Source organism: Rhizobium acidisoli (assembly GCF_002531755.2).
Taxonomy (GTDB): domain Bacteria; phylum Pseudomonadota; class Alphaproteobacteria; order Rhizobiales; family Rhizobiaceae; genus Rhizobium; species Rhizobium acidisoli.
In genome coordinates this window covers 179,078-203,829 of the sequence record NZ_CP035002.1, presented here as the reverse complement: position 1 = coordinate 203,829, position 24,752 = coordinate 179,078, and the positions used below count along the sequence as shown (strand labels likewise).

The following is a 24,752-nucleotide window of genomic DNA, read 5'->3' as shown; positions in this document are numbered from 1 at the left end:
AAGCGACGAGCATTCTGAACGCAAGTGAAGAATAGCAAACGTCGAATTCGCCGCCCCCTCATCCGGCTGCCGCCACCTTCTCCCCGCTGGGGAGAAGGGGACCACCCACCGATGGCGAAGGCCATCAACCATTTCCTCCCGGCAGGGGCCGTCTATCGCATCATGCGCCAGGCGGCCCCGATCGGAGCATCGGAGGACGCATGAAGAGGATCCTGATGAGCGTCAGGGACGGCCGCGGTTTCGATATCGTGCTCGTCGCCTTCCCGCTCGGCTTTCTGTTCCTGATGGCGGGGCTTCCGCTCATCTACAATGTGGTGATGAGTTTCCAGGAGGTCGACATGTTCAGCCTCGGGACCTTCTCGCGTCCCTTCGTCGGCTTCAAGAATTATACCGACCTCTTCGCGCAGCCGGAAACGCTGCCGATCCTCTACAACACCGTCATCTTCGTCACCGGCTCGATCGCCGGCCAGTTCCTGATCGGCTTCGGCCTGGCGCTGTTCTTCTGGGTCAATTTTCCCGGCGCCTCGTGGATGCGCGGCCTGTTCCTCGTCTCCTGGGTAATGCCCGGCCTCGTCGTCGGCGCCATCTGGAACTGGATTCTCTCAGGCGATTTCGGCGTGCTGAATTTCATTCTCAGGGAAAGCGGTATCATCTCCGGCAATATCTTCTGGCGCTCGGATCCGCATTATTCGCTCTATGCGGTGATTATCGCCAATATATGGCTCGGCACCTCGTTCAACATGATCCTGCTGTCCGTCGGCCTTGCCGGCATTCCCGCCGATCTCTATGAAGCCGCCGAACTCGACGGCGCCAATGTCTGGCAGCGCTTCTGGACGATCACCTTGCCAATGATGCGCTCGACCATCGGCGCCATCATCGCGCTCGGCCTGATCTTCACCCTGCAGCAGTTCGATCTTTTCGCCGCCATCACATCGGGCGGGCCGAACAATTCGTCGAATGTCACCCAATATTGGGCCTGGGATCTTTCCTTCCGGCAATATGATTTCGCCAAGGGCGCGACGATCTCCGTCATCATGATCGTCTTCGTCATGTTCGCATCGGTCGTCTATGTCCGCTCCACACGCCATGAGGTGCGCGGATGAGCACGACGACGAACCGCGACCGCCTGATGCTGGCAATATCGATCGTCATGGCGGCGATCTACCTCTTCCCGCTCTACTGGATGTACATCACCGCGCTGAAAAGCGGCTCGGAAATGTTCGCGACGCCACCCAGCTTCTGGCCGGTCGCCCCGCAATGGGGCACCTACACCTATGTCTGGGAAAGCCGCGACATGGGCCGCTATCTCTGGAATTCGCTGGTCATCGCGCTCGGTTCCATGGCGCTCATCACCGTGCTCGGCGTCGGCTGCGCCTATGTGCTCGCCAGATACCGCAATGTCTGGGTGGATATCGGCCTGTTCCTGATCCTGATGCTGCAGGTTCTGCCGGCCTCGCTGATGATCACGCCGATCTTCGTCGGCTTCTCGCAGATCGGCATGCTCTCCTATCCGCGACTTGCCGTCATCATTGCGGTCGCGGCAAAGAGCATGCCTTTCTTCGTCATCCTGGTGCGCGCCACCTTCATGAGCGTGCCCCAGGAACTGGAAGAGGCGGCCCTCGTCGACGGCAATTCGCGCGTCGGCGCCTTCTTCAACATCGTGCTGCCGCTCGCCCGCAACGGCATTCTCGTCAGCGCCATCCTCATCTTCATGCAGGCCTTCGGCGAATTCGTCTATTCGAAGTCGATGATCCAGGCGGTCGACCTTCAGCCGGCAAGCGTCGGTCTCAACTCCTTCATGGGGCCGAACACCAATGAGTGGAACAACATCATGGCTTACGCCACGATGTATGTGACGCCGATCCTTGCCATCTTCGTTCTCTTGCAGCGCCGCATCGTATCCGGCCTCACCTCTGGAGCCCTCAAATGACCACGCAGATCGAGCTCAGAGGCGTCAATAAATATTACGGCGCCTTCCACGCCCTGAAGAACATCGACCTTTCGATTGCCAAGGGCACCTTCGTCGCGCTCGTCGGCCCTTCGGGCTGCGGCAAGTCCACGCTGCTGCGCTCGCTTGCCGGCCTCGAAAGCATCTCGACCGGCGACCTCCGGATTGCCGGCGAATTGATGAACGGCGTACCGCCGCGCAAGCGCGACGTCGCCATGGTCTTCCAATCCTATGCGCTCTATCCGCATATGACGGTCGAGGAGAACCTGACCTACAGCCTGCGCATTCGCGGCATCGCCAAGCCGGAAGCCAAGAAGGCGGCCGAAGAGGTGGCGGCGACGACCGGTCTTTCGCATCTCCTCAAGCGCTACCCGCGCGAACTGTCCGGCGGCCAGCGCCAGCGCGTCGCCATGAGCCGCGCCATCATCCGCCATCCCAAGGCCTTCCTGTTCGACGAGCCGCTGTCCAACCTCGACGCGGCGCTGCGCGTCCATATGCGCAAGGAAATCCGGTCGCTGCACGACCGGCTGAACGCAACCTTCGTCTACGTCACGCACGATCAGGTCGAAGCGATGACGATGGCCGACCATGTGGTGGTGATGCGCGACGGCGTCATCGAACAGCAGGGGGCGCCACTCGATCTTTACGACCGGCCGACAAACCGCTTCGTCGCCGGTTTCATCGGCTCGCCGGCGATGAATTTCATTCCCGCGATCGGCGCCGAAGACGGCAAGAGCCTGATCCTGGATTTCGGCGCGGTGAAACAGTCGCTTGCGCTCACCCGCACCGTCGAGCCAGGGCGCAAGCTCGTCGCCGGCATCCGGCCGGAACATATCGGCGTCGTCGAGCCCGGGCATGGCAGTTTCGATGTGCCGATCGCCTTCGTCGAATCCACCGGCTCGTCGACCTTCATCGTCGCGGAGACCCAGCCGGAATTGACGATCGTCGAGACGCGCCGCGACAGGGTCAAGACGGGAGACAGGATCGGACTTTCGATCGATCCGAGGCAGATCCATCTGTTCGACGCATCGACGGACCGTGTGATATAACATCGCCGGCGCAGGAACGCTGACGGCTTCATAAAACCATCATCAGCCTCTGCGAAGGGATTGCTCCCGCACGAGTCACTCCGTCACATCTGCAGCATCCGGATCTTCATCATGACATCCTCCCCGATTTCAGCGCGCCTTTCCCGCACGGCGTCGTCCCGCCTTCTCGTGCTTGCCGAAACGGTCGTAAAGGCGGGCGAAACCGCCCGAGGCTCGCTGCGGCGGCGAACCTCTCGGGAAATGCTCGCCAAGGCGCCGCGTGACTATCAGACCGAGATCGATGTCGCCGTCGAGCGGATCATCGTCGACGAAATGATCAAGGCCTTTCCTGATTATGCTATCCAGGGCGAGGAAGCCGTCGGCAACCGTGTGGGCGGGCCGGAAACGCCGATCATCTACATCGACCCGATCGACGGCACCACCAATTACGCCTGGGGCCTCCCGCATTTCGGCATGACGATCGCGATCGCCGAAGGCGGCAGGCTCGTGGCCGGCGTCGTCTATGACGCCATGCAGGACGAGTTGTTCAGTGCCGAGCGCGGCGGCGGCGCCTATCTCGACGGTGAGCGCATCCGCTGCGCCGATGTCGGCGACATCGAGAACGTGCTCATCGGCGCCGGCCTGCCGATCCCCGGCCAGGTGCGGGCGGTGGCGGAAGAGACCTATTTCGACGCCATCAAACGACTGATGGCCAACACGGCAGGCGTGCGCCGCCTCGGCTCGGCGGCCCTGTCGATCGCCTATGTCGCCTGCGGCCGGCTGGACGGATTCTTCGAGGACGGGCTTTCGATCCATGATTTCGGCGCCTCGGCGCTGATGGTCGAGGAGGCGGGCGGCATCGTCACCCGTTTTTCCGGCGCCGCCGTCGACGGGAAGGGCGATATCCTCGCCGCCAGCCAGGCGCTGCATCCCTGGCTTAGGGAAGGTTTCCTGGTGAAGGCGTAATTGCTTTACACCGGCAGCAACCGTCCGAGCTGCGCACCGGTCGTTGCTGGGGCTCCCTGGTGAACGAGCGTATTGTCGCGGAAGACGAAGAAACTCGTAAAATTCGGCTCGACCTTCATCCCGGCCTCTATCCGATCGTCGGGCGCCACCATTGCCTTCAGGCGGCTGCCGTCGGCAAGATCGATATCGACCATCTTGTGCGTGCCGAAATCGACGATGCGATGGACGCTGGCCGCGTCTGCTCGGTCCGAAGGACGGATCGTCAGCGCTTCCGGGCGGGTGGCCAGCGTCACCGGCCCATCCTCGACGGGAACGGCAAGCGGGAAGAGCGGATGGTCGCAGACGCCGTTCCGGGTGCGGCTCCGGACGAAATTCATCGAGCCGATGAAACCGGCGACAAAGGCCGTCTGCGGCTGGCGGTAGATGGTGCTCGGCGGCGCAATCTGCTCGGTGCGCCCATCACGCATGACGACGATGCGGTCGGCAAGCGCCAAGGCCTCGTCCTGGCCATGGGTGACGAAGAGCGTGGTAATGCCGAGGCGCTGCTGGATATCGCGCACTTCCTCCCGCAGCCTTTCGCGCAGGTGCTGGTCGAGGCTGGCGAAGGGTTCGTCGAGCAGCAGGATCTTCGGCTCGAGCACCAGCGAACGGGCAAGCGCCACGCGCTGCTACTGACCGCCCGACAGCTGTGTCGTCATCCGCCGCCCGTAATCGGCAAGGCCGACCATATCAAGCGCATGCTCGACGCGCGCACGGATTTCGGATTTCGGCAGCCGCCGCAGCTTCAGGCCGAAGGCGATATTGTTGAAGACATCCATATGCGTCCAGAGCGCGTGGCTCTGAAACACCATGCCAGTCGGGCGCCGCTCGGGCGGCAGGTTCGTCACATCCCTGGCATCGATGCGGATCGTTCCGCCGCTCGGACGCTCGAAGCCGCCGATCATTCTGAGAAGCGTCGACTTGCCGGAGCCGGACGGGCCGAGCAGACAGACAAGCTCGCCGTCGCCGACTTCGAGCGAAAAGTCGTTCACGGCAAAGGTGGTTCCGAACAGTTTCGAAACGCTCTCGATCGCCAGATGTGCCATTCTCAAACCCTTTCCTCGATTGAGGCCTCTCAGGCGCCAAAACCTCTGGCAAAGGCGCCGGTGCCGATAACGCGGCGGGCAAACATCAGCGCGATGAACGACGGCACCCACAGCATGACGGAAAGCACGGCGCCGTATTGCACGACGATCTGATTGTTGATGAAGCTAATCATCAGTACCGGCATGGTGCGGATCCCCGGCGCGCCGATCAGCCAGGCGCCTTCGGTCTCGTAGAAGGTGCCGACGAAGGTCAAAAGCAGGGCGGCTGATATCGTCGGTGCGGCCTGCGGCAGGGTGATGGACCAGAAGACGCGCAGCGGCGCAGCACCAGCATCGCGGGCCGCCTCTTCCATGCGCCGGTCGACATTCTGGAAGGCTGCGACCGGGATCCAGATCATCAGCATCAGCGTGCCGACGAGCTGGATCAGCACGACGCCCCAGAAGGTGCTGATCAGGCCGAGCTGCAGGAAGATCCCGGCAATGGCGACCAGCAGGCCGAATTTCGGGAAGGCATGCGATGCGAGAAACGACAGGAACAGGATGTTCCGGCCGGGAAAGCGCAGGCGCGCAAAAGAATAGGCAGCGGGAAGGCAGATGACGGCGGACAGGAGACGAGGCCGACCCAGTCGAAGCGGAGGGTGATGCGCGAACCGCCGGCACTCATGGCCGGGCCTCGCGGTTGCGGGCGATCGACCGGATGTAGAAGATTCCGAAGACCAGGCAGAAGCCGAATGTGATGACGGCCTGGGTCATGGCATCAAGCGGATCGTTCATGTCGGCGAAGGTGCGCTGCATGAACGGCCCCATCATTTCAGGCGAAGCCGGGCCGAGCACATAGGGAAGGGTGAAGGCGGAGAAGATGCCGAGCACGGCGAAGGACGCGGTGACCAGCAGCGAATTGCCCATGCGCGGCAGGATGATCGAGATGAAGACCCGAAGCGGCCTTGCGCCGACGTCGCGGGCGGCCTCGACGGCGCTGTTCGAAACGGAGGAGAGGCCGGCCGTCAGCATCAGCACCGTCAGGGGAAGATTATCCCAGACGAGGCCGATGACCGGTCCCCATGGCGTCAGATAGGGCGTGCGCAGCTTGGGCAGGCCGACGGAATTCAGCAACAGGTCGACGGTGCCGTTCGGCCCGACGGTCCTGATCAGCGCATAGGCGAGAATGATCGACGGCACGAACATCGGAAAGATCGCCAGGCCCTGCACGTAAGCCGCAAGGCGCCCTTGCGAGAAGCGAAGATAAAGCGCGATCGGAAAGCCGATCGCCAGCAGCAGGGTGCCGCAGACGGCGGTGGTCCAGAGCGTCAGCCACAGATTGCCGAGGCTGTAGCCATCGGTAAAGAAGAAGCGGTAGGAGGCAAGTGAGAAGGCCGTCGCGCCGTCAGGCCCTCGAACAAAAATCGTGCCGAAAACCGCCGAAAAGATCGGAAAGACGATCAGCCAGGCAAGCAGGAAGACCGGCAGGGCGACGAGAAGGAGCCCGATCGAGCTCCCCCTGCTGATCGATTGGTGACGGCGCGGTGCCGCCAGCGTGGTATCGGCGGACATCAGGTGCGGCTGATACCGGGAGCGACGCTGCGGTACGAGCCGTCGTTGATCGCCTTTTCCCAATCGCCGCTCGGGAAGGTCGGGATGGTCGACGGAATGACGTCGGCATATTTCTTGCGCAGATCGTCGGAGATGTGATCCCAGGAGATGGCGGGGAAGCCGCCGATCTGGGTAATGATCGCTTCCTGCATCTCCTTCGTCAGCATAAAGGCGGCAAGCTTCAGCGCCGCATCCTTGTTGGCGCCGTTCGAGAAGACGGTGATGCTGGAGAAGCCGCCGCAAAGGGCGAGATCGCCAAGCTGCACCAGGCCGGTCGTCTCCGGCAGCACGCCCTGGGCGATCGCCTGCAGCACCTGGTCCGACCAGACCGGCACCATGGTGACGACACCCTGGGCAAGCAGTTGGATCGACTGGGTGTTGCCTGATGTATAGGCGCCCTTGTCGTAGAGCGAAGGGGCGAGATCGTTGAGCAGTTTCCAGGCCGGCGTCAGGGCCTCGGTGCCGTAATCGGCCGTGTAATTGTCGACCTTGAATTTCTTCGGATCGCGGCCATTCACCTCATGAATGGCGCGGCGGACGAAGTTGCTGCCCGAACCGCCCTTGTCCGGACGGTTGTAGATGAACTGGCCCGGATTGGCCTTGATCCAGGTGGTGAGCTGCTCCCAGCTCTTCGGAGCATCCTTCGCATCGAGCTTGGTCGTGTCGTAGGCAAGCAGAACCTGGGAGCCGCGATAGGGAAGCGAGTAGGGAGTGTCTAGGGCAAGCGGATTGATATGGTCGTAGCCTTCGATGTTCTCGGAGGACACTTTCACCCAGAGGCCGGCATCGATGCCGCCCGCCGGCAGGCGCGGATCGAACTGCTCGAAAAGATCGGCCTGCGGATCGGTTTTGGTCTTCAGCGCGGCGAGCGCGCGGTCGGCGATGGCGCGCAGGCCGTTATTGTCGCCGGCATCGGTCACCTTCAGGGCGACTTCAGGATGGGCCTTTTGGAAGGCGGGGCGGATGATGTTGTTCCAGAGGTCGATGATGTTGGCATCCGAACCGCTGTAGAGATCGATCTTGCCGGCCGCTGCCGATGCGAAGCGCGGAAGAGCCAGAAGACCGGCCGCGGCCGACGAAGTGATCAGAAATTCACGCCTGTTCATAATCCATCTCCATCAGGTATCGAGGCTCTGCCTCGGCAGGATTGTTCAGGACTTTGCTAGCGCCGGCGCGTAACATCGACATGACAGGATTGGCGCTATCCGGAGAGAATTGCACAGCTGTGCTTATTTCCGCCCATATGGAAATCGGCGGCTGCAGACACTATCTCTGGGCAAACAAGGAGACACCCAATGACCGAAGAACGTGCAGTGCTCGCCGGTGGCTGCTTCTGGGGCATGCAGGACCTCATCCGCCGATACAAAGGCGTGCTTTCGACCCGCGTCGGCTATACCGGCGGCGACGTGCCGAACGCCACCTACCGCAACCATGGAACCCATGCCGAGGCGATCGAGATCATCTTCGATCCAGCCAAGATCAGCTATCGCGAAATCCTCGAATTCTTCTTCCAGATCCATGATCCGAGCACGCGCAACCGCCAGGGCAATGATGTCGGCGCGAGCTACCGCTCGGCGATATTCTACACCAGCCCCGAGCAGGAACGCGTCGCAAAGGATACGATCGCCGATGTCGACGCATCCGGCCTCTGGCCCGGCAAGGTCGTCACCGAAGTCGTGCCGGTGAGCGATTTCTGGGAAGCCGAACCCGAGCACCAGGATTATCTGGAGCGGATCCCCAACGGCTATACCTGCCACTTCGTCCGGCCCGGCTGGAAACTGCCGATCCGCCAGAAGATCGCCTGACGCAATCATGCGTGCATGCCGGAAGCGACGCCGGCATGCACGGCGCTTCCTGTCGGGTCAGAACCCAGTATAATCGGCCAATGACGCACCATCTCATCGATGTCGTGATCGTGAATTTCGTTTCCTCCGCCGGCAATCACAGATTGCAGCCGATCTTCATCTTGCCAAACTGATCCTAACATGCAACCTGTTTTGCGTGGCGGCTCCTCGGACTGCCCATCGAACAAAGCAGAGTGAGTGTTATGGCGTTGGATCGTGCCGACTTTTATGATGCGGAATTGGCAAGACATAATCGGCATCTGCAAATTGCCGCCGGCGTTGGCGCGGATGATCGCGTGCTCGATATCGGCTGCGGCGCAGGGCAAACGACGCGCGAGGCCGCCCGCGCCGCAGCGCAAGGAGAAGCGCTCGGTGTGGACGTTTCGGCTGAAATGCTCGAGGTCGCAAGGCGACGGAGTGCCGCGGAGGGTTTGCGAAATGTGGCTTTCGATCAAGCAGACGCGCAGTCCCACATCTTCCCGCCGGCCAGTTTCGACCTCTGCATCAGCCGGTTCGGGGTAATGTTTTTTGCCGATCCGGCGGCGGCCTTTGCCAATATCGGCCGGGCGCTGCGGCCGGGCGCGCGCCTTGTGTGGATGGTGTGGCAGAGCCGGGAGCGCAACACATGGTCCGGCGCCATCCGGCAGGCCCTCGGGACCGAAACTGCCGTTTCCGCAGGAGCTCCCGATCCGTATTCGCTCGGCGATCCCAGCGTAGCCACGGAGCTATTGAGCACGGCCGGCTTTACCTCCATCGACTTTATCGACGTGCGGGAGCCGGTTTTCTATGGACCGGACGCCGATGCCGCATCCAATGCAGTTGCCGGCCTCTATCTTGTCACGGACGCGCTCGCCCGCACGAACAAACAGCCTGACAGGCCATTGCAGCGGCTGCGCGATTTAATGGAGGCGCATATGACCCCGGAAGGTGTGTTGTTCGACTCGCAGGCGTGGATCATCACCGCTCGCCGGGCGCCGGGGTAACGGAGAGGCGGACAGCGCGCGAGTCTTACCGACGGTCAGCGCCATCCCATCTCAATAGCGAGGGATATAGTCCAGGCCGCCATCGATCCGGGCGGGGCGCCCGTCCAGGAAAAGCTCGCCGATGCGCGGCGCCGAGTGGGCGACGACCTTGCCGCGCCGGATCACCGCCAGCCGGTTCGGCTTCAGCCGCAGCGCTTCCAGCGTGTCGCTCGCCTGGAGGATGACGAGGTCGGCGTTGCATCCCTTTTCAAGGCCATAGCCTGCAAGCCCCATCGTCCTCGCCGAATTGACGGTCAGCGCCTCGAAGATCCTCTTCTTGTCGTCGATGCCGGCCATCTGCGCGACATGGATCGCCATATGGCCGACTTCCAGCATGTCGCCCGATCCCATCGAGTACCAGGGGTCCATGACGCAATCGTGCCCAAAGGAAACATTAAGCCCCGCATCCATCAATTCGCGCACGCGGGTCATGCCGCGGCGTTTCGGATAGGTGTCGTGCCGGCCCTGCAGCATGATGTTGATCAGCGGGTTGGGGATGACATTGATCTCAGCCTCCGCCATCAACGAAATGAGCTTGGAGACATAATAATTGTCCATCGAATGCATCGAGGTCAGATGCGAGCCGGCGACGCGCCCCTTGAGTCCGAAGCGAATGGTCTCCGCTGCCAGCGTCTCGATATGGCGCGAGTGCGGATCATCGGTTTCGTCGCAATGCATGTCGACCGGCAGGCCGCGGTCGGCAGCGATGCGGCAGAGCGCCTCGACCGACGCCGTGCCTTCGCCCATCGTCCGTTCGAAGTGGGGAATGCCGCCAACGATATCGACACCCATGTCGAGGGCGCGGTTGAGGGTGTCGATCGCGCCGGGCGAGCGGTAATAGCCATCCTGAGGAAAAGCGACCAATTGCAGGTCGATATAGGGGGCGACCTTTTCGCGAACCTCGATCATCGCCTCGACGGTCACCAGTCTCGGATCGCTGGTGTCGACATGGCTGCGAATGAAGAGCAGCCCCTGGGTGACAGCCAGGTCGCAATAGCGCAACGCACGATCGACCAGTTCTTCTCTCGTCACGATCGGGCGCAGCTCGCCCCAGAGCGCGATTCCTTCAAGCAGCGTGCCGGATACATTCATGCGTGGCAAGCCGAGAGACAGGGTGGCATCCATATGGAAATGCGGATCGACGAAGGGCGGGCTGACCAGCCGACCGGTCGCGTCGATCTCTTCACCCGCCTGCGCCTGGAGATTGCGCTGAAGAGCGATGATCTTGCCGCCCTGGATGCCGATATCGATACTCTCTGAGCCATCGGGGAGATTTGCATTTCTGACGATCAGATCGAACATCGGAACCTCGTTGGATGTGAGCGGTTTCAGCGTTCGCCGCGTCGATAGGGCTGCATCAGCGCCTGCGGAACGCGGGCGCGGCGGGCCATGACGGCAAGGGCGGCGATGGACAGGATATAGGGGGTCATCAGGAACAGCTGATAGGGCACAAGCCCGCTCAGCGCGGTTTGCAGACGAAGCTGAAAGGCGTCGAAAAAGGCAAAAAGCAGGGCGCCAAAAAGCGCGCGGCCCGGGCGCCAGGAGGCGAACACGACGAGTGCGATGCAGATCCAGCCGCGTCCCTGCACCATGGTCGGGAAGAAACTGTTGAACGCCGACAATGTCAGGAAGGCCCCGCCCATTCCCATCAACGCGCTTCCAGCGATCACCGCGCCATAGCGCACCTTCATTGGATTGACGCCCTGTGCTTCCGCCGCGTGCGGATTTTCGCCGGTCATGCAGATCGCAAGCCCCACCGGTGTGCGAAAGATGATGTAGGCCATCAGCAGGGCGATGGTGATCGCGAGATAGGTCGGCGCCGTCTGCGTGAAGAAGGCCGGCCCGATGAAAGGCAGGGTCGAAAGCCCAGGAATGGCGATCGGCTGGAACGGCACGATGGTGGGTGGCGTATTGGCAAGCGGCACGATCAGCCGGAAGACATAATAGCTGAAACTGGAGGCAAACAGCGTGACGCCGAGACCGGAGACATGCTGGGAGAGGCCGAGCGTCACCGTCAGCGACGCGTGCAGCAGGCCGAAGACGCCGCCGGCGATGCCGGCGATCAGAAGGCCGGTCCAGAGATCGGCGCCGTGATAAACGGAAAGCCAGCCGATCATCGCCCCGAAGGTCATGATGCCTTCTATACCGAGATTGAGCACGCCGGCCCGTTCGCAGAGCAATGCGCCAAGCGTGCCGAAAATCAGCGGCGTGGCGATGCGCAGGATTGCCGCCCAGAGCCCCGCGGAACCGATGATGTCGAACAGTTGCATCATCGCCGGATCCTGTATTGGTTGAAGAACAGTGCGATCAGCATCGTCAACAGCGACAGCGCCACCGTGACATCGGCGATATAGGTGGGGATACCGAGGCCCCGGCTCATGCTGTCCGCGCCCACGAACATGATGGCCGTGAAAATGGCGGCGAAGACGACCCCCAGCGGATTGAGGTTGGCGAGCATCGCGACAACAATGCCGGAATAGCCGAAACCCGGCGACAGATCGGTCGTCACGTAGCCCTTGACGCCCATCACCTCGATCGCTCCGGCCAGCCCCGCAAGCCCGCCGGACAGGCAGGCGACTTTCACCAAGGTCTTGCCGAGCGGGACGCCGGCGAAGATCGCGCCGGTGGGATTGAGGCCGGCGGCGCGTGACTGCATGCCGAAGACGGTGCGAGACTGAACAAAATGGACGACGACAGCCAGCCCGATCGCGATCGCAAAGCCGATATGCAGGCGTGAGCGGGCAATCAGCTTCGGCAGCATGGCATGATCGCTGACCGATTGCGACTGCGGCCAGCCGAAGGCGAGCGGGTCCTTGAGAACGCCGTCGATCAGCATCGAAACGAAGAGCACGGCGATGAAGTTCAGCAGCAGGCTGGTGACGACCTCATCGACCGAGAAGCGCAGCCTGAGCCAGAGGGGAATGAGAATGAGCACCATGCCGGCAATGGCGCCGATCAGCAGCAGCAGCGGAATGAGAATCGGAGCCGGCAGATTGCCGAGCAGCTTCGAACTCGCCGCCGCAACGGCGATGGCGCCGAGATAAAATTGGCCCTCGGCGCCGATATTCCATAGCCGCGCCCGAAAAGCGACGGCGGCGGCAAGCCCCGTCAGCATCAGCGGCGTTGCCCGCGTCAGCGTTTCGGTGGCCGACAGGCGCGAGCCGAAGGCACCGGTCAGGATGCGCCAATAGGCATCGAGAACAGGCGCGCCGGCGATAGCGATCAGGACACCCGAGAGCGCCAGCGCGGCGATGACCGCGACGACGGGCGTGACGATCAGCAGGTAAAGCGGGCGGTGCTCGCGGCGCTCAAATCGCATGGCCGGCCTCTGGGGTCTCGTGCCATTCGCCGGCCATCATCAGCCCCAGCCTGCGGGCATCGGCACCGTCGGCCTCGACCGGCGGCGATAGGCGGCCGGCGACGATCGCCTGTATGCGATCGGCAAGCGCGATCACCTCGTCGAGGTCTTCCGAAATCAGCAGCACGGCGGTACCCTGCCGGCGGGCTTCGAGCAGGCGGGCGTGCACGGCCGCCACGGCCCCTTCGTCGAGACCGCGCGCGGGCTGCGCGGCGATCAGGATACGCGGCCGCCGGTGCAGGTTGCGGCCGAGAATGAGCTTTTGCATATTGCCGCCGGAGAGCAGCCGGGTGCGGATGGCAGGGCCGCCGCCGCGAACATCGAATCCGTCGATAATTTCGCTCGCGAAGGCCATGCCCGCCTTGCGGTTGACGAAGCCGTGGCGCGAAAAGGCCGGCGAGGCGATGCGCTCCAGCAGAGCGTTTTCCCAGATCGCCATTTCGCCGATCACGCCCTCCTCGTTGCGGTCCTCGGGAATGCGGCCGATGCCGGCTTCGACGACATCGGCGACGCCGAGATTGCCGGCGGCTTGCCCGAACAGCAGAAGGTCGCCGCCGCTGCGCGCCAGCGTGCCGGAGAGAAGATGCGCCAGGGCCGTCTGGCCGTTGCCGGAAACGCCGATGATGCCGAGGATCTCGCCCTGGTGCAGCCGGAAGCTGATTGATTTCAGCCGATCGACGCCACCGGTGCGCACCGTCACATCGGCCGCTTCGAGGGCAACGGCACCCGGCGTCGACGGCTCTCGCACCGGCCGCGTCACGCGGCGGCCGACCATCAGTTCGGCGAGTTCTGCCTTGCTGGTTTCAGACGCCTTGCGTTCGGCGACCATCTTGCCGCCGCGCAGCACGACGATGCGGTCGGCTGCCGCCATCACCTCGTCCAGCTTGTGGGAGATGAAGATCAGCGACAGCCCCTGGCGGGCCATCTCCTTCAAGGTAGTAAACAGCCGTTCGGCCTCGATATTGGTCAGCACTGCCGTCGGCTCGTCGAGAATCAGGATGCGGGCATCATTATAGAGCGCCTTGAGGATCTCGACGCGTTGTTGCTCGCCGACCGACAAGTCGCCAACACGGGCATCCGGATCGACCTTGAGGCCGAAGCGCTCGGAAATCGCCTGGAGCTTCTTTCGCGCCGCTGCTGTTCCCGAGCGCCAGACCCACAGGCTTTCGGTGCCGGTCATGACATTTTCGAGAACGGTCAGATTGGGTGCGAGTGAGAAGTGCTGATGCACCATGCCGACGCCGGCGCGGATCGCCGCACGCGGCTTGCCCTGCGGTACCTCCAGACCCTCGATCAGAATCCGGCCGGCGTCGGGCATGTAGTGGCCGAAAAGGATGCTCATCAGCGTGGTCTTGCCGGCGCCGTTTTCGCCGAGCAGAGCGACGACCTCACCCCGGGCAAGCGTCATGGAAATATCGTCATTGGCAAGATTGGCGCCGAAGCGCTTGCTGACGCCGATAATCTCCAGCACAGCTCCGGTCATGACGGTAATCCTGCGACTGGAAAACGGTGCTGCCATCGCCCCTCGGCCTCCAGGCGTGCGGCAAGCGACAGCAGCCGCGGCTCGTGACCCATCGGCGCCATGATCTGCACCGGCAGCGGCATGCCATGCTCATCCTGTCCGAAAGGCAGCGTCAAAGCAGGAAAACCCGAAATATTACCGAGGCAGGCAAGCGGCGCGAATGCCGTCATCCGCTCGAGATGCAGATCCGTGTCGCCATGATCGGACGGAAAGGAGCCGATCGCAAGAGGCGCAGACGAGAGCATCGGCATCACGATGCAATCAACCCTGTCGAACAGCGCCCAGAGGTTATGGCTCACCAGGACGGCGTCGTTCAGCGTATTCCAGAGCTTGGTGGCGGGAAGCGCCCGTCCGCGCGCCGCGAAAGCCCGTGTCAGAGGCTCGGCCCTGCTTTCATCGAGAGCCAGCGCCTTGATCAGCGCCGCGAGATTGACGGAGACGATATCGGCGAAGGCGCGGCCGCTTGACGTGACGCTCCCTTCGAACTCCGCCCAGCTCAGCGGAACGAGTTCGTGTCCGTCGTTCTCGAAGGCACGAGCCGCATCCTCAACGACTGCCAGCCGATCGCCCTCGGTCGGATAGGCCGATCCGGTATCTGCCAGCAAGCCGATCCGCAAACGGCCGTTGCCGATATCGACAGGAGAAGGATCCGGAAAGGGGCCTCGTGAATTGCCGCTCAGCCTGTCGAATATCCGCGCGGTATCCCGCACCGAGCGGCAAACCGCGAGTTCGCTGGCGATCCCGCCGAGATGATTTCCAAAGGATGGTCCGCCCGGCATGGCGCCGCGTGTCGGCTTCATTCCGACAAGGCCGCAGCAGGCGGCGGGCACGCGGATCGAGCCGCCGGCATCGGTGGCGTGCGCAATGGCGACGATGCCGGCGGCAACCGCTGCTGCCGCGCCGCCGGAAGAGCCGCCTGGCGTCCGTGCCGGATCGAGTGGATTGCGGCAGATTGGTCCGATCGCCGGTTCGCTGGAAAGCGACAGGCCGAATTCCGGGCTCGTCGTCAAGCCGAACAGACAGAAGCCGGCGTCGCGGAACCGGGAAGCAAGGTCGGAATCGGCTTCGCCGCCTTTTCTTTCGAAGAGGCAGGACCCGGCCGCGACCGGCAGGCCGGCGAAAGGCCCGCCAAGATCCTTCGCCAAGGTCGGCGCGCCGGCAAACGGCCTGGCGGCAAACTGTTCGGGCTCACTCCGCCGTTCCCGGTCGCGGCCTTCCGCCGAAGCGAGGCCCATCGCTGTATCGAGACAGGCGATCGCGCCGAGCTTCTCTTGCCGCCGAGCGGCGTCAAGAGAAGCCCGCATCGCCTCCGCGGCGCTCAGCCTGCCATGCCTGATGGCTGCCGCCAGGTCTGTTGCATCGCCCTGCATGAGCCGAATTACTTCGGCTCTTCCATCATCTTCGGGACTTCGAAGGTGCCGGCCTTGATTTCCGCCCGCTTGGCTTCCATCGCAGCCTCGGCTTCAGCGGGCGCGACACCCTTGACGAAGACGATATCGCTGCCGCCTTCCTTCATCAGGCCGTAAGACGTGTAGTTTCTGCCGACCGGCTTTCCGGCAGCGACATCGGCAATCGCCGCATTCAGGATCGGGCGGAAGTACCACATGGCGTTGGCGAATACTGTATCCGGGTAGCGCGGCGTATAGTCGATTAGCGAGCCGACCGACTTGATACCGCGCTCCTTGGCGGCATCGGCAGTGCCGATACGCTCGCCGAACAGGATGTCGGCGCCGGCGTCGATCTGGGCAAGGCCAGCTTCCCGCGCCTTCGGCGGATCGAAGAAGGTGCCGATGAACGAGACCAGGTGCTTGGCGTCCGGATTGACGGCCTTGACGCCGGCGGCAAACGCATTGATCAGCATGTTGACCTCAGGGATCGGAATGGCGCCGACGGAACCGACAACATTCGACTTGGTCATTTTGCCGGCCAGCATGCCGGCAAGATAGGCGCCGTCATGGTTCCAGGTGCCGAAGACACCGAAATTGTCGCCGGCCTGTTCGCCGCTCGAACCCAGCACGAAAGCGGTATCGGGATAATCGGCTGCGACCTGTCTGGCCTCTTTCTCCACCGCGTAGGCTTCGCCAATGATCAGCTTGTTGCCCTGTTCGGCATACTCGCGCATGGCGCGCGGATAATCGGTGCCGGAGACGCCTTCGGAGAAGACATATTCGATGGCACCGTCCTTGGCTGCGTCCTGCAGGGCCTTATGCAGACAGGAGTTCCAGGCATTTTCGACCGGCGACGCATGGATGCCCGCAACCTTCAGCGGTGCGGCAGCTCTTGCCAGCGGGACAAAGCCGCTGACGCCAAGCGCAAGGCCCGACGCGATCACTGCCCGGCGTGAAATAAGGATGTCTTTGGTCATTGACTGCTCCCCTTTTTTTACCGTTTGGTTCAAAAATCATAGGTAGCGCCCAAAAAAGTGTCAAGCGTCGAATGGGCTTAAAAATCAGGCTGTTCGATCCATGGGCCCGTGCCCTTCAGCCGATTTTCCGAACTCGTATCGTGTCGGGATTCGGCCGAAAGAACGCGGCATGGCGGGCGGGACCTTGAGCCGAATTTACAGAGCGCGACGGCTTGGCGCGACGACATCGGCAGGATATGCAAGGGGATCGGGTTGAGGGAAATGAAAATGGGGGAAGAAGAGGACGCCTCACGGCGGCCGATCGCGAGCCGGTCGTCGTCCTGGGCGATCGGCATGAGCGCATGGCTGGCGCGCACCGGCGTCACGCCGAACGGTATTTCGCTGCTGTCGATCCTGTTTGCCGGCATCGGCGCGGCGCTGATCCTGCTCACAACGCACCCAATCGCCATGATCGGTGCCGCGATCTCGGTGCAGCTGCGGCTCGTCTGCAACCTGCTCGACGGCATGGTCGCAATCGAAGGCGGCAAGAAAACCAAGAGCGGGCCGATCTATAACGAATTCCCCGACCGGATCGCCGACAGCCTGCTGCTCGTCGCGGCCGGTTATGCCTGCGGCTTTGCCTGGCTTGGCTGGCTTGCTGCGCTGCTCGCCGCACTCACCGCCTATATCAGGGTCTTCGGAGGATCGGTGGGTCTTGCCCAGGACTTCAGCGGCATCATGGCCAAGCAGCGCCGCATGGCGGTGTTGACCGCCGGCCTCGTTGCCCAGAGTGTCGAGACGCTGGTCTTTGCCAGCCATCGGTCGCTGATCCTGACCTCCGCCATCATCGCGGCCGGCAGCCTCATCACCTGCGTCACGCGCACGATAACGCTTGCCCGTTCGCTGGAGAGACCATGATCCCTGTTATCCGTCGTCTTCTCGTGCTGTTCGTCCGTATCATGGTCGGCGCCCGAAGCGAGTGGCGGGGCTGTTCGCCCGATACGCGCCGCCGCATCTATTTCGCCAATCACAACAGCCATGTCGATACGGTCGCCGTCATGGCCGCCCTGCCGTATCAGGTGCGGCGGCTGACCCATCCGGTGGCGGCGCGCGACTATTGGGGAACCAGCGCCTTTCGCCGTTTTATCGCCGAGAAAGGCTTGCGCGCCGTGCTGATCGACCGCAAGCCTCTGCCGGACAGCAACCCGCTGGAGCCCCTCGAGCGCCTGCTCGAAGAGGGGCGTTCGATCCTGATTTTTCCCGAAGGCACGAGAAGCGCCACCGAAGAGATCGCCCCGTTCCGCAGCGGCATCTATCGCCTGGCCTGCCGTTTTCCCGATGTCGATCTCATACCGATCCATCTCGACAATCTGCAGCGCATCCTGCCGAAAGGAAGCTGGCTCATCGTGCCGATCACCTGCACGGCGCGTTTCGGCAAGCCGCTGCGCGTCGAACCCGGCGAGGAAAAGAATGCCTTCCTGGCCCGCGCCCGGGCCGCGGTCATCGAGCTCGCAGACGGAGGGGCCGCCAGATGACCAGCCTGTTTGCCCTGGTACTTGCCGCCATCCTCGGCCTGCTTGCCGTCGCCTCGGCCATCGGCTTCATCCTGCAGCGGCGCGCGACCGAGCCCGGCTCCGTCGCCACCGTCCACAACCTCAACGCCCGTATCCGCTCCTGGTGGATCATGGTCGCCATATTCGGCGGCGCGATCCTGCTCGGCGATACGGCGGTGGTCATCCTGTTCGCCTTCCTCTCCTTCATGGCGCTTCGCGAATTCTGGACGCTGACACCGTCGCGGCGCGGCGACCACCTGGCATTGTTCCTCTCCTTCTTCGTTGTCCTGCCGGTGCACTATGTGCTGCTCGGAACGCTATGGTACGGCCTTTTTGCGATCTTCATCCCGGTTTACGCCTTCCTGATCCTGCCGGCGGTGGCGACCCTGACCGGCGACGTCAACGAATTCCTGGCGCGCAGCGCCAGGGTGCAATGGGGCCTGATGCTGACGGTCTATTCGATCAGCCACGCGCCGGCGCTGCTGATGCTGCAGACCGGCACACCGTCGGCACTTCTTCTCGTCTATCTCGTCATCGTCGTGCAGCTCAGCGACGTCTTCCAGTATGTCTGGGGCAAGCTTCTCGGAAAGCACCGCTTCTCGCCGAACATCAGCCCGTCGAAAACACTGGAAGGCCTGATCGGCGGCGGTGCCTCGGCCATCCTTGTCGGAACGCTGCTTTATCGCCTGACACCGTTCTCGCCGCTGCAGGCCGCGGCCGTCAGCACCGTCATCGTCGTTGCCGGCTTCTTCGGCGGCTTCGTGCTGTCGGCGATCAAGCGCGATCTCAATGCCAAGGACTGGGGCTATGTAATCGAAGGCCATGGCGGCGTGCTCGACCGGCTGGATTCCATCACCTTCGCCGCACCGCTGTTCTTCCACATCGTTCGCTACTGGTTCACCACCTGAGGTAAGGCCCGCCGGCGATCGTTCAAAACCGGTCGATATCCTCGAGGCTCTCGAGGAGCCGGCGCTGAACATCCCGCTCCTGCCTGCTGATGGCAGCCACCAGCCTTTCCATCGTTCCCCGCAGGCCGTGCAACTGGTCGACCAGGTCCATGACGACATCGACGCCGGCTTCGTTGACGCCCATGTCACCCATCAGGTCCAGGATGAGCCGGGCGCGCGCGACGTCGGCGTCGTGAAACTGACGCCCTTCGTCCGACATCTCCGGGATCAGCCAGCCCTGTTCGATCCAGAGATCGAGCTGGACGACATCGATTTTCAAGCAAAGACGGAATTCGAGATCATCCATGATCAGGCCTCCATGTTCTTCCTCGGATCGTATGGATTTGCCGTCGCCCATTCTTTCATCAGGGCCGCCAGCCGTTCGTCGGGCTTGTCGGGCAGCATGATCTTCAGGGCGACATAGACGTCGCCGTGCCCGCCGCCGCGGGTGGCAGCCCCCTTCCCTTTGAGACGCAGGACCTTGCCGGTATTCGAGTGCGGGGGCAGCGTCAGATTGACAGGACCCGACGGTGTCGGCACGCGGACCTTGCCGCCGAGCACCGCCTCGCCAAGCGAGATCGGCAGTTCCAGGCGGATGTCGTCGCCGTCGCGGGTGAAGAAACGGTGAGGACTCACGCGGATTTCGATGAGGGCATCGCCCGGCGGCCCGCCTCCAATGCCCGGCTCGCCCTTGCCGCGCAGCCGCAAGGTCTGGCCGTCGCGGGTTCCGGGCGGGATCTGCACATCGAGCTGCGGCCCGTCCGGCAGCTTGATCTCGGTTCGGGTGCCGTTGACGGCCTCGAGAAAATCGACCTCCATGGCGAAACGCCGATCCTGGCCATGGCTGCGCATCCTGCCGCCGCCGGCGCGGCGCGAAAAGAAATTGGCAAAGGAATTGTCGGCATCGGCGAAATCGGCAAAGCCGGAACTGTTGCGGTAGGGATTGCCGGAATCGCTCGCCGAGGCATAGTCGCGGTAATAACTCCGCTGCGCCCGATCGGCGCCGGTCATATCGATCTCGCCGCGATCGAAGCGCCCGCGTTTTTCCTCATCGCTCAGGATCTCGTAGGCGGTCGAAATTTCCTTGAACCGTTCCTCGGCCTTTTTGTCACCGGGGTTAAGGTCGGGGTGAAGTTTCTTGGCGAGCTTGCGGAATGCGCTTTGAATATCCTTCTGCGTCGCATCCCGTTTCACGCCCAGAAGCTCATAGGGATCCTGGCTCATGCATATCTCCGGTCAAGGCAGTCGGTACTGCCGGTTGGCTTACCAGAGATATAGGCTCTTCGGCCGCCGCAGGGGAGGGGAGGCCGCATTGGATTAGAGCAGCGCTGTGTCTTCCGCTTGCGCCTCCGAGCCGGAGTGCCTGCGATCGACCCGCCGATCGATGAGAACCGAGCATCCGGCGTGGCGCACCACCTTGTCGACGATCGAAGAGAAGACGTAGTCGGTGATATCGCTCACATGCGATGACAGCAGAATAAGATCGGCCGACATCTCCCTGGCGACGGCGACGAGCAGGGAGGCGGCAACGCCGACGCGAACCTCGATTGTCGCCGGAATCCCGAGTTCCTTGCAGAACGCTGCAAGTTTCCTTTCCGCCTCGGCAATGGCTGTCGTTTCGAATTCCTCGGGAAGCTCCGTCAGGTGACGGTGCGGGATATTTTCGATGACGTGCATGACGACGATGTTTCCGCCGTCCTCCACCAGCGCCGCCGCCCGGCGCAGGAGACGGTTTGCCGTTTGCCTGGAACCCATGCCGATGCCGCAGATGATCGTTCGATACATTCAAATCTCTATCCTGGAATACAATCGCCGACCCGATCATACCCCTATCGACCGTGTCTGCTTTGACCAAAATCAAACAGAAGGCGCAACGACCCATCTGCGGACCGAACGGAAACGCCCTTTCAAGACTAGAGTTCTGCCGGTTTGTCGCAGTTGACGGCGGCCCGATCGGCCATAGCTCTCATGCGATACCGTCACACCATGAGGTTCACATGTCGGATTTTGCAATCATCGGAGCGGGCGCGATGGGGAGCGCTGTCGCCAAACGGCTGATCGACCATGGCGCCACGGTGCTGACCTGTCTCGAAGGCCGCAGCGAACGGACGATCGCGCGGGCTGCGGCAGCCGGCATGGTGCCGGTCGGCAGGCAGGGTCTGGCGAAGGCCGCGCTCATCCTGTCGATCGTTCCGCCGGCCGAAGCGATAGGCGTTGCCGAGCTTGTCGCGGAGATATCGTCGGGGCTGCAAGCGCCACCGCCCTTCATCGACCTCAACGCGATTGCGCCGAAAACCATGCAGGCATTGGCGGCACGGTTCGGCGGCAGCACTGTGGAGGTGTTGGACGGCGCCATCATCGGCGGGCCGCCGGCTGCCGGCAAACCAGGCCCGACCCTCTATGTCAGCGGCGATAGCGCGGAGCGAAGCAGGCTGCTCCAAGATTACGGCTTGCGGGTCCGCAGGCTCGATGGGCCGCTCGGCGCGGCTTCGGCGCTGAAGATGTGTTATGCCGGCATCAACAAGGGCTTTATCGGCCTCGGCGCCGCGATGCTGCTTGCCGCATCCCGCTCGGGCGCGGCCGAAAGCCTGAAGGCCGAGCTCGCCGAAAGCCTTCCAGACGTCGACCGCAAGTTCTCGAAATCCATTCCCGACATGTATCCCAAAGCCTATCGTTGGGTCGCCGAAATGCAGGAGATCGCCGATTTCCTCGGAGAGGATGATCCGGCCGCAACGATCTTCCGGGGCATGGCCGGGGTTTTCTCCAGGCTGGCCGACGACGTGGAAGGCGACCACGCGCTGGTCGGGCAGTTGGACGAAATTCTTGGCTCTCGAGACACCGGCGGCGCGATGGTCATGCCATAGTTCTTCGTCGCTTGCGGGCTGCCAGCGGACGCCGAGGCGGCCATCCTCCTGCATTTGCTAATATTCTGACGATTGTGTGAACCCGCGCCGACCCCTCTGACAAACCGCATCGCCTCTGCTATGTCAGGAAAAATGCGGTGGCCAGCCGATTGCCGCCGCGCTCTATCCGATCAATGCCAGGAGTTTGAAAGATGAGCGGTTCTTCCGATTATATCCCCCCGAAGGTCTGGACCTGGAACAAGGCGAATGGCGGCCAGTTCGCCAGCATCAACCGTCCGATCGCAGGCCCGACGCATGAGAAGGAGCTTCCGATCGGCCGTCATCCGCTGCAGCTTTATTCGCTCGGCACGCCGAACGGCCAGAAGGTCACGATCATGCTCGAGGAGTTGCTGGCGCTTGGCCACAGCGGCGCCGAATATGACGCCTGGCTGATCCGGATCGGCGATGGCGACCAGTTCGGCAGCGATTTCGTCAAGATCAATCCCAACTCGAAGATCCCGGCGCTGATGGACCGCAGCGGCGAAAAGCCGATCCGCGTCTTCGAGTCCGGCGCCATCCTCACCTATCTCGCCGAAAAGTTCGGGGCCTTCCTGCCGACCGAGCCGGCCGCCCGCGCCGAATGCCTGTCGTGGCTGTTCTGGCAGATGGGAAGCGCCCCCTATCTCGGCGGCGGCTTCGGCCATTTCTACGCCTATGCGCCGACGAAGATCGAATATGCGATCGACCGCTTTGCCATGGAGGTAAAGCGTCAGCTCGACGTGCTCGATCGCCGCCTTGCCGAAAGCGAATATCTGGCCGGCAGCGACTATACGATCGCCGATATTGCCGTCTGGCCCTGGTATGGTGGCCTGGTGAAGGGCTGGACCTATGGTGCGGCCGAATTCCTGCAAGTCGAGGACTATAAGAACGTCCAGCGCTGGGCCGACGCGATCTTCAGCCGGCCGGCCGTGCAGCGCGGCCGGATGGTCAACCGCCTCTCCGGCGACCCTTCGAGCCAACTGCACGAGCGCCACGACGCCAGCGACTTCGACACCAGGACGCAGGACAAGCTCGCGGCCGCCGAGTAGCGGGCGGCACCAGCGACATTTCGCAGCCATAAACGATGCTCCGCCGCTTTACGGCGACGGAGCATTTGCATGCTGCCGGACCTTAGTTCTTCACCGTATCCTCTAGGAAAAACCGGCCGAGCGGGTTCTGGTAGAAGTTCTCAATATTCTTGCGCGAGACGTTGATATAGGGGCTGTAATAAAGGTCGATCCAGTTGACATCGTCCTTGGCCATCTTCTGCAGATCGACATACATCGCTTCTCGCTTCTTCGGGTCGAGTTCCAGACGGGCCTTGGCGACGAGGTCCTTCACCGCCTCGTTCTTGTAGTTGGTCGCATAATTGTTGTTGGAATCGTGGCCGAGCACGAAGGTGGTCTTCTGGTCCGGATCGAGAATGTCGTTGGTCCAGTAGTTGACCGAGACGTCATAGTCGCCGGCAACGATCATGTCCCATTCCTGGCTCGGATCGACCTTCTGCAGGTTGGCGGTGATGCCGGCCTTCTGCAGCTGCTGCTGGACCAGCACGGCGGTCTGTTCGTCGACTTCATCGCCGGCGCGCACCAGGTAATTGAGCGTCAGATCGGACGCACCGGCCGCCGCCAGCAACTCCTTGGCCTTGGCGGGATCATAAGGTCGCTGCAGATTGTCGGCGTAATAGTAGAGAGCCCCCTTCGGGATGTAGGAATTGGCGATGGTGCCCTGGCCGAAGGTGACGGCATCGACGATCGACTTCTTGTCGATCGCCAGATCCAGCGCCTGGCGGACTTCCTTCTTGGCGAGCGCGCCATGCGCGTGGTTGATCAGCAGATGATCCTCGCGCGTCGAGGCGTCGATATCGACATTGAGGTTCGGATCCTTCTTCAGCTCCTCGACGCGGGAGAAGGGCACGAAAATCGCGGTATCGAGCTCGCCGGCCTGAACGTTCAGCATGCGGGTATTGTCGTCGGGTACGGAGATCCACTCGACGCCGTCGAGCTTGACGCGATCGGCCTGCCAGAAGTTCGGGTTCTTCTTCAGGATGACACGATCGCCGCGCCGCCATTCGTCGACCGTGAAGGCGCCGGATGCGATCGGTTTTTCGCCATAGGCGTCTGCGCCAAGCGTTTCCATGCCTTTTTTGGAGATAACGGAGGCATTCGGCAGCGCCAGCGTGGAAAGGAACGGCGCGGATGGGTTCTTGAGTTTGATCGTCAGCGTGTGCGCATCGGTCGCCACCGCCGTGTCGATCACCTTGTAGGAATCGCTCCACAGCGAGGCGGCGTCATCGCGGATGCGCAGCAGGCTGTAGGCGGCGTCCTCAGCCGTCAGCGGCGAACCGTCGGAGAATTTCGCGTCGCGGATCTTGAATGTGTAGGTCAGCCCGTCATCCGATGTGGTCCAGCTTTCGGCAAGGCCCGGCTCCAGTTTCGTGCCTGTCTTGTCGACGCGGATCAGCACGTCGTAGACGTTGGAGAACACCCAGTTGTCGATGTTCTGGGCGGTTTTGATCGGATCGAACGTCGTCGAATCCTCGCGGCGGCCGATGGTGAGCACACCGGCGGCCTCGGCGTAGCTTGCACTGAGCGTCAGGCCAGCGAACAAGGCCGCGAGCCCGATTGATTTCCAGCTGTTTGTCATGAATTTTCGTTCCCTTC

Annotated in this window: 23 protein-coding genes and 2 pseudogenes; 11 read left to right on the top strand and 14 right to left on the bottom strand. The window is 62.6% G+C overall.

Going from position 1 to position 24,752, the window contains the following annotated elements:
- Nucleotides 1–200 precede the first annotated feature (200 nt).
- From CO657_RS33360 to CO657_RS33345, 4 genes are all read left to right on the top strand, one after another.
- Nucleotides 201–1,103: a carbohydrate ABC transporter permease gene (locus CO657_RS33360; protein ID WP_003595640.1), complete on the top strand. Its 903-nt coding sequence runs from the start codon at nucleotides 201–203 to the stop codon at nucleotides 1,101–1,103.
- Nucleotides 1,100–1,930, top strand: a complete 831-nt coding sequence (locus CO657_RS33355) for a carbohydrate ABC transporter permease (RefSeq protein WP_054184289.1) — start codon at nucleotides 1,100–1,102, stop codon at nucleotides 1,928–1,930. Before CO657_RS33360 ends, CO657_RS33355 begins: the two co-directional genes overlap by 4 nt.
- Nucleotides 1,927–2,997 (top strand): ABC transporter ATP-binding protein, encoded by a 1,071-nt coding sequence (locus CO657_RS33350; protein WP_054184290.1) that lies wholly within the window; start codon nucleotides 1,927–1,929, stop codon nucleotides 2,995–2,997. Before CO657_RS33355 ends, CO657_RS33350 begins: the two co-directional genes overlap by 4 nt.
- Before the next feature lie 111 nt (nucleotides 2,998–3,108).
- Nucleotides 3,109–3,942 (top strand): inositol monophosphatase family protein, encoded by an 834-nt coding sequence (locus tag CO657_RS33345; RefSeq protein WP_054184350.1) that lies wholly within the window; start codon nucleotides 3,109–3,111, stop codon nucleotides 3,940–3,942.
- 5 nt (nucleotides 3,943–3,947) lie between these two features.
- Here CO657_RS33345 and CO657_RS33340 read toward each other — a convergent pair.
- The 4 genes and pseudogenes from CO657_RS33340 to CO657_RS33325 all read right to left on the bottom strand — a co-directional run bounded on the left by CO657_RS33340 (nucleotide 3,948) and on the right by CO657_RS33325 (nucleotide 7,723).
- Nucleotides 3,948–5,027: pseudogene (locus CO657_RS33340) on the bottom strand (ABC transporter ATP-binding protein).
- 29 nt (nucleotides 5,028–5,056) lie between these two features.
- Nucleotides 5,057–5,638 (bottom strand): annotated as a pseudogene (locus CO657_RS33335) (ABC transporter permease); the annotation flags it as partial.
- Between the two features lie 49 nt (nucleotides 5,639–5,687).
- Nucleotides 5,688–6,578: an ABC transporter permease gene (locus tag CO657_RS33330; RefSeq protein ID WP_054184291.1), complete on the bottom strand. Its 891-nt coding sequence runs from the start codon at nucleotides 6,576–6,578 to the stop codon at nucleotides 5,688–5,690.
- Complete coding sequence (locus CO657_RS33325) at nucleotides 6,578–7,723, bottom strand: extracellular solute-binding protein (protein WP_054184292.1); 1,146 nt, start codon at nucleotides 7,721–7,723, stop codon at nucleotides 6,578–6,580. Before CO657_RS33325 ends, CO657_RS33330 begins: the two co-directional genes overlap by 1 nt.
- Nucleotides 7,724–7,912: 189 nt before the next feature.
- On the opposite strand from CO657_RS33325, the gene msrA reads away from it, so the two are divergent.
- Entirely contained in the window at nucleotides 7,913–8,422 is a 510-nt protein-coding gene (gene msrA / locus CO657_RS33320; protein ID WP_054184293.1) for a peptide-methionine (S)-S-oxide reductase MsrA, read from the top strand.
- 242 nt (nucleotides 8,423–8,664) lie between these two features.
- Entirely contained in the window at nucleotides 8,665–9,444 is a 780-nt protein-coding gene (locus tag CO657_RS33315; RefSeq protein ID WP_054184294.1) for a class I SAM-dependent methyltransferase, read from the top strand.
- 51 nt (nucleotides 9,445–9,495) lie between these two features.
- Here the strand turns inward: CO657_RS33315 and CO657_RS33310 are convergent, their stop codons facing one another.
- The 6 genes from CO657_RS33310 to CO657_RS33285 are packed head-to-tail and all read right to left on the bottom strand — an operon-like array spanning nucleotide 9,496 to nucleotide 16,728.
- Nucleotides 9,496–10,785 (bottom strand): amidohydrolase family protein, encoded by a 1,290-nt coding sequence (locus CO657_RS33310; protein ID WP_054184295.1) that lies wholly within the window; start codon nucleotides 10,783–10,785, stop codon nucleotides 9,496–9,498.
- A gap of 26 nt (nucleotides 10,786–10,811) precedes the next feature.
- The gene (locus tag CO657_RS33305; protein WP_054184296.1) at nucleotides 10,812–11,756 is read right to left on the bottom strand and encodes an ABC transporter permease; all 945 of its coding nucleotides are present in this window, start codon (nucleotides 11,754–11,756) and stop codon (nucleotides 10,812–10,814) included.
- Nucleotides 11,753–12,802, bottom strand: a complete 1,050-nt coding sequence (locus CO657_RS33300; protein WP_054184297.1) for an ABC transporter permease — start codon at nucleotides 12,800–12,802, stop codon at nucleotides 11,753–11,755. Before CO657_RS33300 ends, CO657_RS33305 begins: the two co-directional genes overlap by 4 nt.
- Nucleotides 12,792–14,324: an ABC transporter ATP-binding protein gene (locus CO657_RS33295; protein WP_054184298.1), complete on the bottom strand. Its 1,533-nt coding sequence runs from the start codon at nucleotides 14,322–14,324 to the stop codon at nucleotides 12,792–12,794. Before CO657_RS33295 ends, CO657_RS33300 begins: the two co-directional genes overlap by 11 nt.
- The gene (locus tag CO657_RS33290; RefSeq protein WP_054184299.1) at nucleotides 14,321–15,733 is read right to left on the bottom strand and encodes an amidase; all 1,413 of its coding nucleotides are present in this window, start codon (nucleotides 15,731–15,733) and stop codon (nucleotides 14,321–14,323) included. The genes CO657_RS33295 and CO657_RS33290 overlap by 4 nt, the downstream gene beginning before the upstream one ends.
- Before the next feature lie 8 nt (nucleotides 15,734–15,741).
- Nucleotides 15,742–16,728: a BMP family protein gene (locus tag CO657_RS33285; protein WP_003595613.1), complete on the bottom strand. Its 987-nt coding sequence runs from the start codon at nucleotides 16,726–16,728 to the stop codon at nucleotides 15,742–15,744.
- Between the two features lie 267 nt (nucleotides 16,729–16,995).
- Between CO657_RS33285 and CO657_RS33280 the strand changes: the two genes are divergently transcribed.
- Genes CO657_RS33280 through CO657_RS33270 form a run of 3 tightly spaced genes read left to right on the top strand, consistent with a single transcriptional unit; the run spans nucleotide 16,996 to nucleotide 19,168 of the window.
- Entirely contained in the window at nucleotides 16,996–17,625 is a 630-nt protein-coding gene (locus tag CO657_RS33280; protein WP_054184300.1) for a CDP-alcohol phosphatidyltransferase family protein, read from the top strand.
- Nucleotides 17,622–18,242 (top strand): lysophospholipid acyltransferase family protein, encoded by a 621-nt coding sequence (locus tag CO657_RS33275; RefSeq protein WP_003595611.1) that lies wholly within the window; start codon nucleotides 17,622–17,624, stop codon nucleotides 18,240–18,242. Before CO657_RS33280 ends, CO657_RS33275 begins: the two co-directional genes overlap by 4 nt.
- Nucleotides 18,239–19,168: a phosphatidate cytidylyltransferase gene (locus tag CO657_RS33270; RefSeq protein WP_054184301.1), complete on the top strand. Its 930-nt coding sequence runs from the start codon at nucleotides 18,239–18,241 to the stop codon at nucleotides 19,166–19,168. The genes CO657_RS33275 and CO657_RS33270 overlap by 4 nt, the downstream gene beginning before the upstream one ends.
- Before the next feature lie 22 nt (nucleotides 19,169–19,190).
- Here the strand turns inward: CO657_RS33270 and CO657_RS33265 are convergent, their stop codons facing one another.
- The 3 genes from CO657_RS33265 to CO657_RS33255 all read right to left on the bottom strand — a co-directional run bounded on the left by CO657_RS33265 (nucleotide 19,191) and on the right by CO657_RS33255 (nucleotide 20,992).
- On the bottom strand, nucleotides 19,191–19,514 hold the full coding sequence (locus tag CO657_RS33265; RefSeq protein WP_054184302.1) for a chaperone modulator CbpM: 324 nt from the start codon (nucleotides 19,512–19,514) through the stop codon (nucleotides 19,191–19,193).
- A gap of 2 nt (nucleotides 19,515–19,516) precedes the next feature.
- A complete protein-coding gene (locus CO657_RS33260) occupies nucleotides 19,517–20,431 on the bottom strand; it encodes a DnaJ C-terminal domain-containing protein (RefSeq protein WP_054184303.1) in 915 nt (304 codons plus the stop codon).
- A gap of 93 nt (nucleotides 20,432–20,524) precedes the next feature.
- Complete coding sequence (locus tag CO657_RS33255) at nucleotides 20,525–20,992, bottom strand: universal stress protein (protein WP_054184304.1); 468 nt, start codon at nucleotides 20,990–20,992, stop codon at nucleotides 20,525–20,527.
- A gap of 212 nt (nucleotides 20,993–21,204) precedes the next feature.
- On the opposite strand from CO657_RS33255, the gene CO657_RS33250 reads away from it, so the two are divergent.
- Nucleotides 21,205–22,071: an NAD(P)-dependent oxidoreductase gene (locus tag CO657_RS33250; RefSeq protein ID WP_054184305.1), complete on the top strand. Its 867-nt coding sequence runs from the start codon at nucleotides 21,205–21,207 to the stop codon at nucleotides 22,069–22,071.
- Nucleotides 22,072–22,262: 191 nt separating this feature from the next.
- Entirely contained in the window at nucleotides 22,263–23,138 is an 876-nt protein-coding gene (gene yghU / locus CO657_RS33245; protein ID WP_054184306.1) for a glutathione-dependent disulfide-bond oxidoreductase, read from the top strand.
- Between the two features lie 82 nt (nucleotides 23,139–23,220).
- Here the strand turns inward: yghU and CO657_RS33240 are convergent, their stop codons facing one another.
- Nucleotides 23,221–24,735, bottom strand: coding sequence for an ABC transporter substrate-binding protein (locus CO657_RS33240; protein WP_054184307.1), 1,515 nt, complete (start codon nucleotides 24,733–24,735; stop codon nucleotides 23,221–23,223).
- Between the last annotated feature and the right edge of the window lie 17 nt (nucleotides 24,736–24,752).

What these genes read in the sequence shown, in the direction of transcription:
- CO657_RS33345 (WP_054184350.1), top strand. Translation starts at nt 3,109, where the DNA reads ATGACATCCTCCCCGATTTCAGCGCGCCTTTCCCGCACGGCGTCGTCC.
- CO657_RS33260 (WP_054184303.1), bottom strand. Translation starts at nt 20,431, where the DNA reads ATGAGCCAGGATCCCTATGAGCTTCTGGGCGTGAAACGGGATGCGACG.
- CO657_RS33295 (WP_054184298.1), bottom strand. Translation starts at nt 14,324, where the DNA reads ATGACCGGAGCTGTGCTGGAGATTATCGGCGTCAGCAAGCGCTTCGGC.
- CO657_RS33285 (WP_003595613.1), bottom strand. Translation starts at nt 16,728, where the DNA reads ATGACCAAAGACATCCTTATTTCACGCCGGGCAGTGATCGCGTCGGGC.
- CO657_RS33280 (WP_054184300.1), top strand. Translation starts at nt 16,996, where the DNA reads ATGGGGGAAGAAGAGGACGCCTCACGGCGGCCGATCGCGAGCCGGTCG.
- yghU (WP_054184306.1), top strand. Translation starts at nt 22,263, where the DNA reads ATGAGCGGTTCTTCCGATTATATCCCCCCGAAGGTCTGGACCTGGAAC.
- CO657_RS33305 (WP_054184296.1), bottom strand. Translation starts at nt 11,756, where the DNA reads ATGATGCAACTGTTCGACATCATCGGTTCCGCGGGGCTCTGGGCGGCA.
- CO657_RS33325 (WP_054184292.1), bottom strand. Translation starts at nt 7,723, where the DNA reads ATGAACAGGCGTGAATTTCTGATCACTTCGTCGGCCGCGGCCGGTCTT.
- CO657_RS33240 (WP_054184307.1), bottom strand. Translation starts at nt 24,735, where the DNA reads ATGACAAACAGCTGGAAATCAATCGGGCTCGCGGCCTTGTTCGCTGGC.
- CO657_RS33350 (WP_054184290.1), top strand. Translation starts at nt 1,927, where the DNA reads ATGACCACGCAGATCGAGCTCAGAGGCGTCAATAAATATTACGGCGCC.
- CO657_RS33250 (WP_054184305.1), top strand. Translation starts at nt 21,205, where the DNA reads ATGTCGGATTTTGCAATCATCGGAGCGGGCGCGATGGGGAGCGCTGTC.
- CO657_RS33315 (WP_054184294.1), top strand. Translation starts at nt 8,665, where the DNA reads ATGGCGTTGGATCGTGCCGACTTTTATGATGCGGAATTGGCAAGACAT.
- CO657_RS33310 (WP_054184295.1), bottom strand. Translation starts at nt 10,785, where the DNA reads ATGTTCGATCTGATCGTCAGAAATGCAAATCTCCCCGATGGCTCAGAG.
- CO657_RS33255 (WP_054184304.1), bottom strand. Translation starts at nt 20,992, where the DNA reads ATGTATCGAACGATCATCTGCGGCATCGGCATGGGTTCCAGGCAAACG.
- CO657_RS33270 (WP_054184301.1), top strand. Translation starts at nt 18,239, where the DNA reads ATGACCAGCCTGTTTGCCCTGGTACTTGCCGCCATCCTCGGCCTGCTT.
- msrA (WP_054184293.1), top strand. Translation starts at nt 7,913, where the DNA reads ATGACCGAAGAACGTGCAGTGCTCGCCGGTGGCTGCTTCTGGGGCATG.
- CO657_RS33330 (WP_054184291.1), bottom strand. Translation starts at nt 6,578, where the DNA reads ATGTCCGCCGATACCACGCTGGCGGCACCGCGCCGTCACCAATCGATC.
- CO657_RS33290 (WP_054184299.1), bottom strand. Translation starts at nt 15,733, where the DNA reads ATGCAGGGCGATGCAACAGACCTGGCGGCAGCCATCAGGCATGGCAGG.
- CO657_RS33265 (WP_054184302.1), bottom strand. Translation starts at nt 19,514, where the DNA reads ATGGATGATCTCGAATTCCGTCTTTGCTTGAAAATCGATGTCGTCCAG.
- CO657_RS33275 (WP_003595611.1), top strand. Translation starts at nt 17,622, where the DNA reads ATGATCCCTGTTATCCGTCGTCTTCTCGTGCTGTTCGTCCGTATCATG.
- CO657_RS33300 (WP_054184297.1), bottom strand. Translation starts at nt 12,802, where the DNA reads ATGCGATTTGAGCGCCGCGAGCACCGCCCGCTTTACCTGCTGATCGTC.
- CO657_RS33360 (WP_003595640.1), top strand. Translation starts at nt 201, where the DNA reads ATGAAGAGGATCCTGATGAGCGTCAGGGACGGCCGCGGTTTCGATATC.
- CO657_RS33355 (WP_054184289.1), top strand. Translation starts at nt 1,100, where the DNA reads ATGAGCACGACGACGAACCGCGACCGCCTGATGCTGGCAATATCGATC.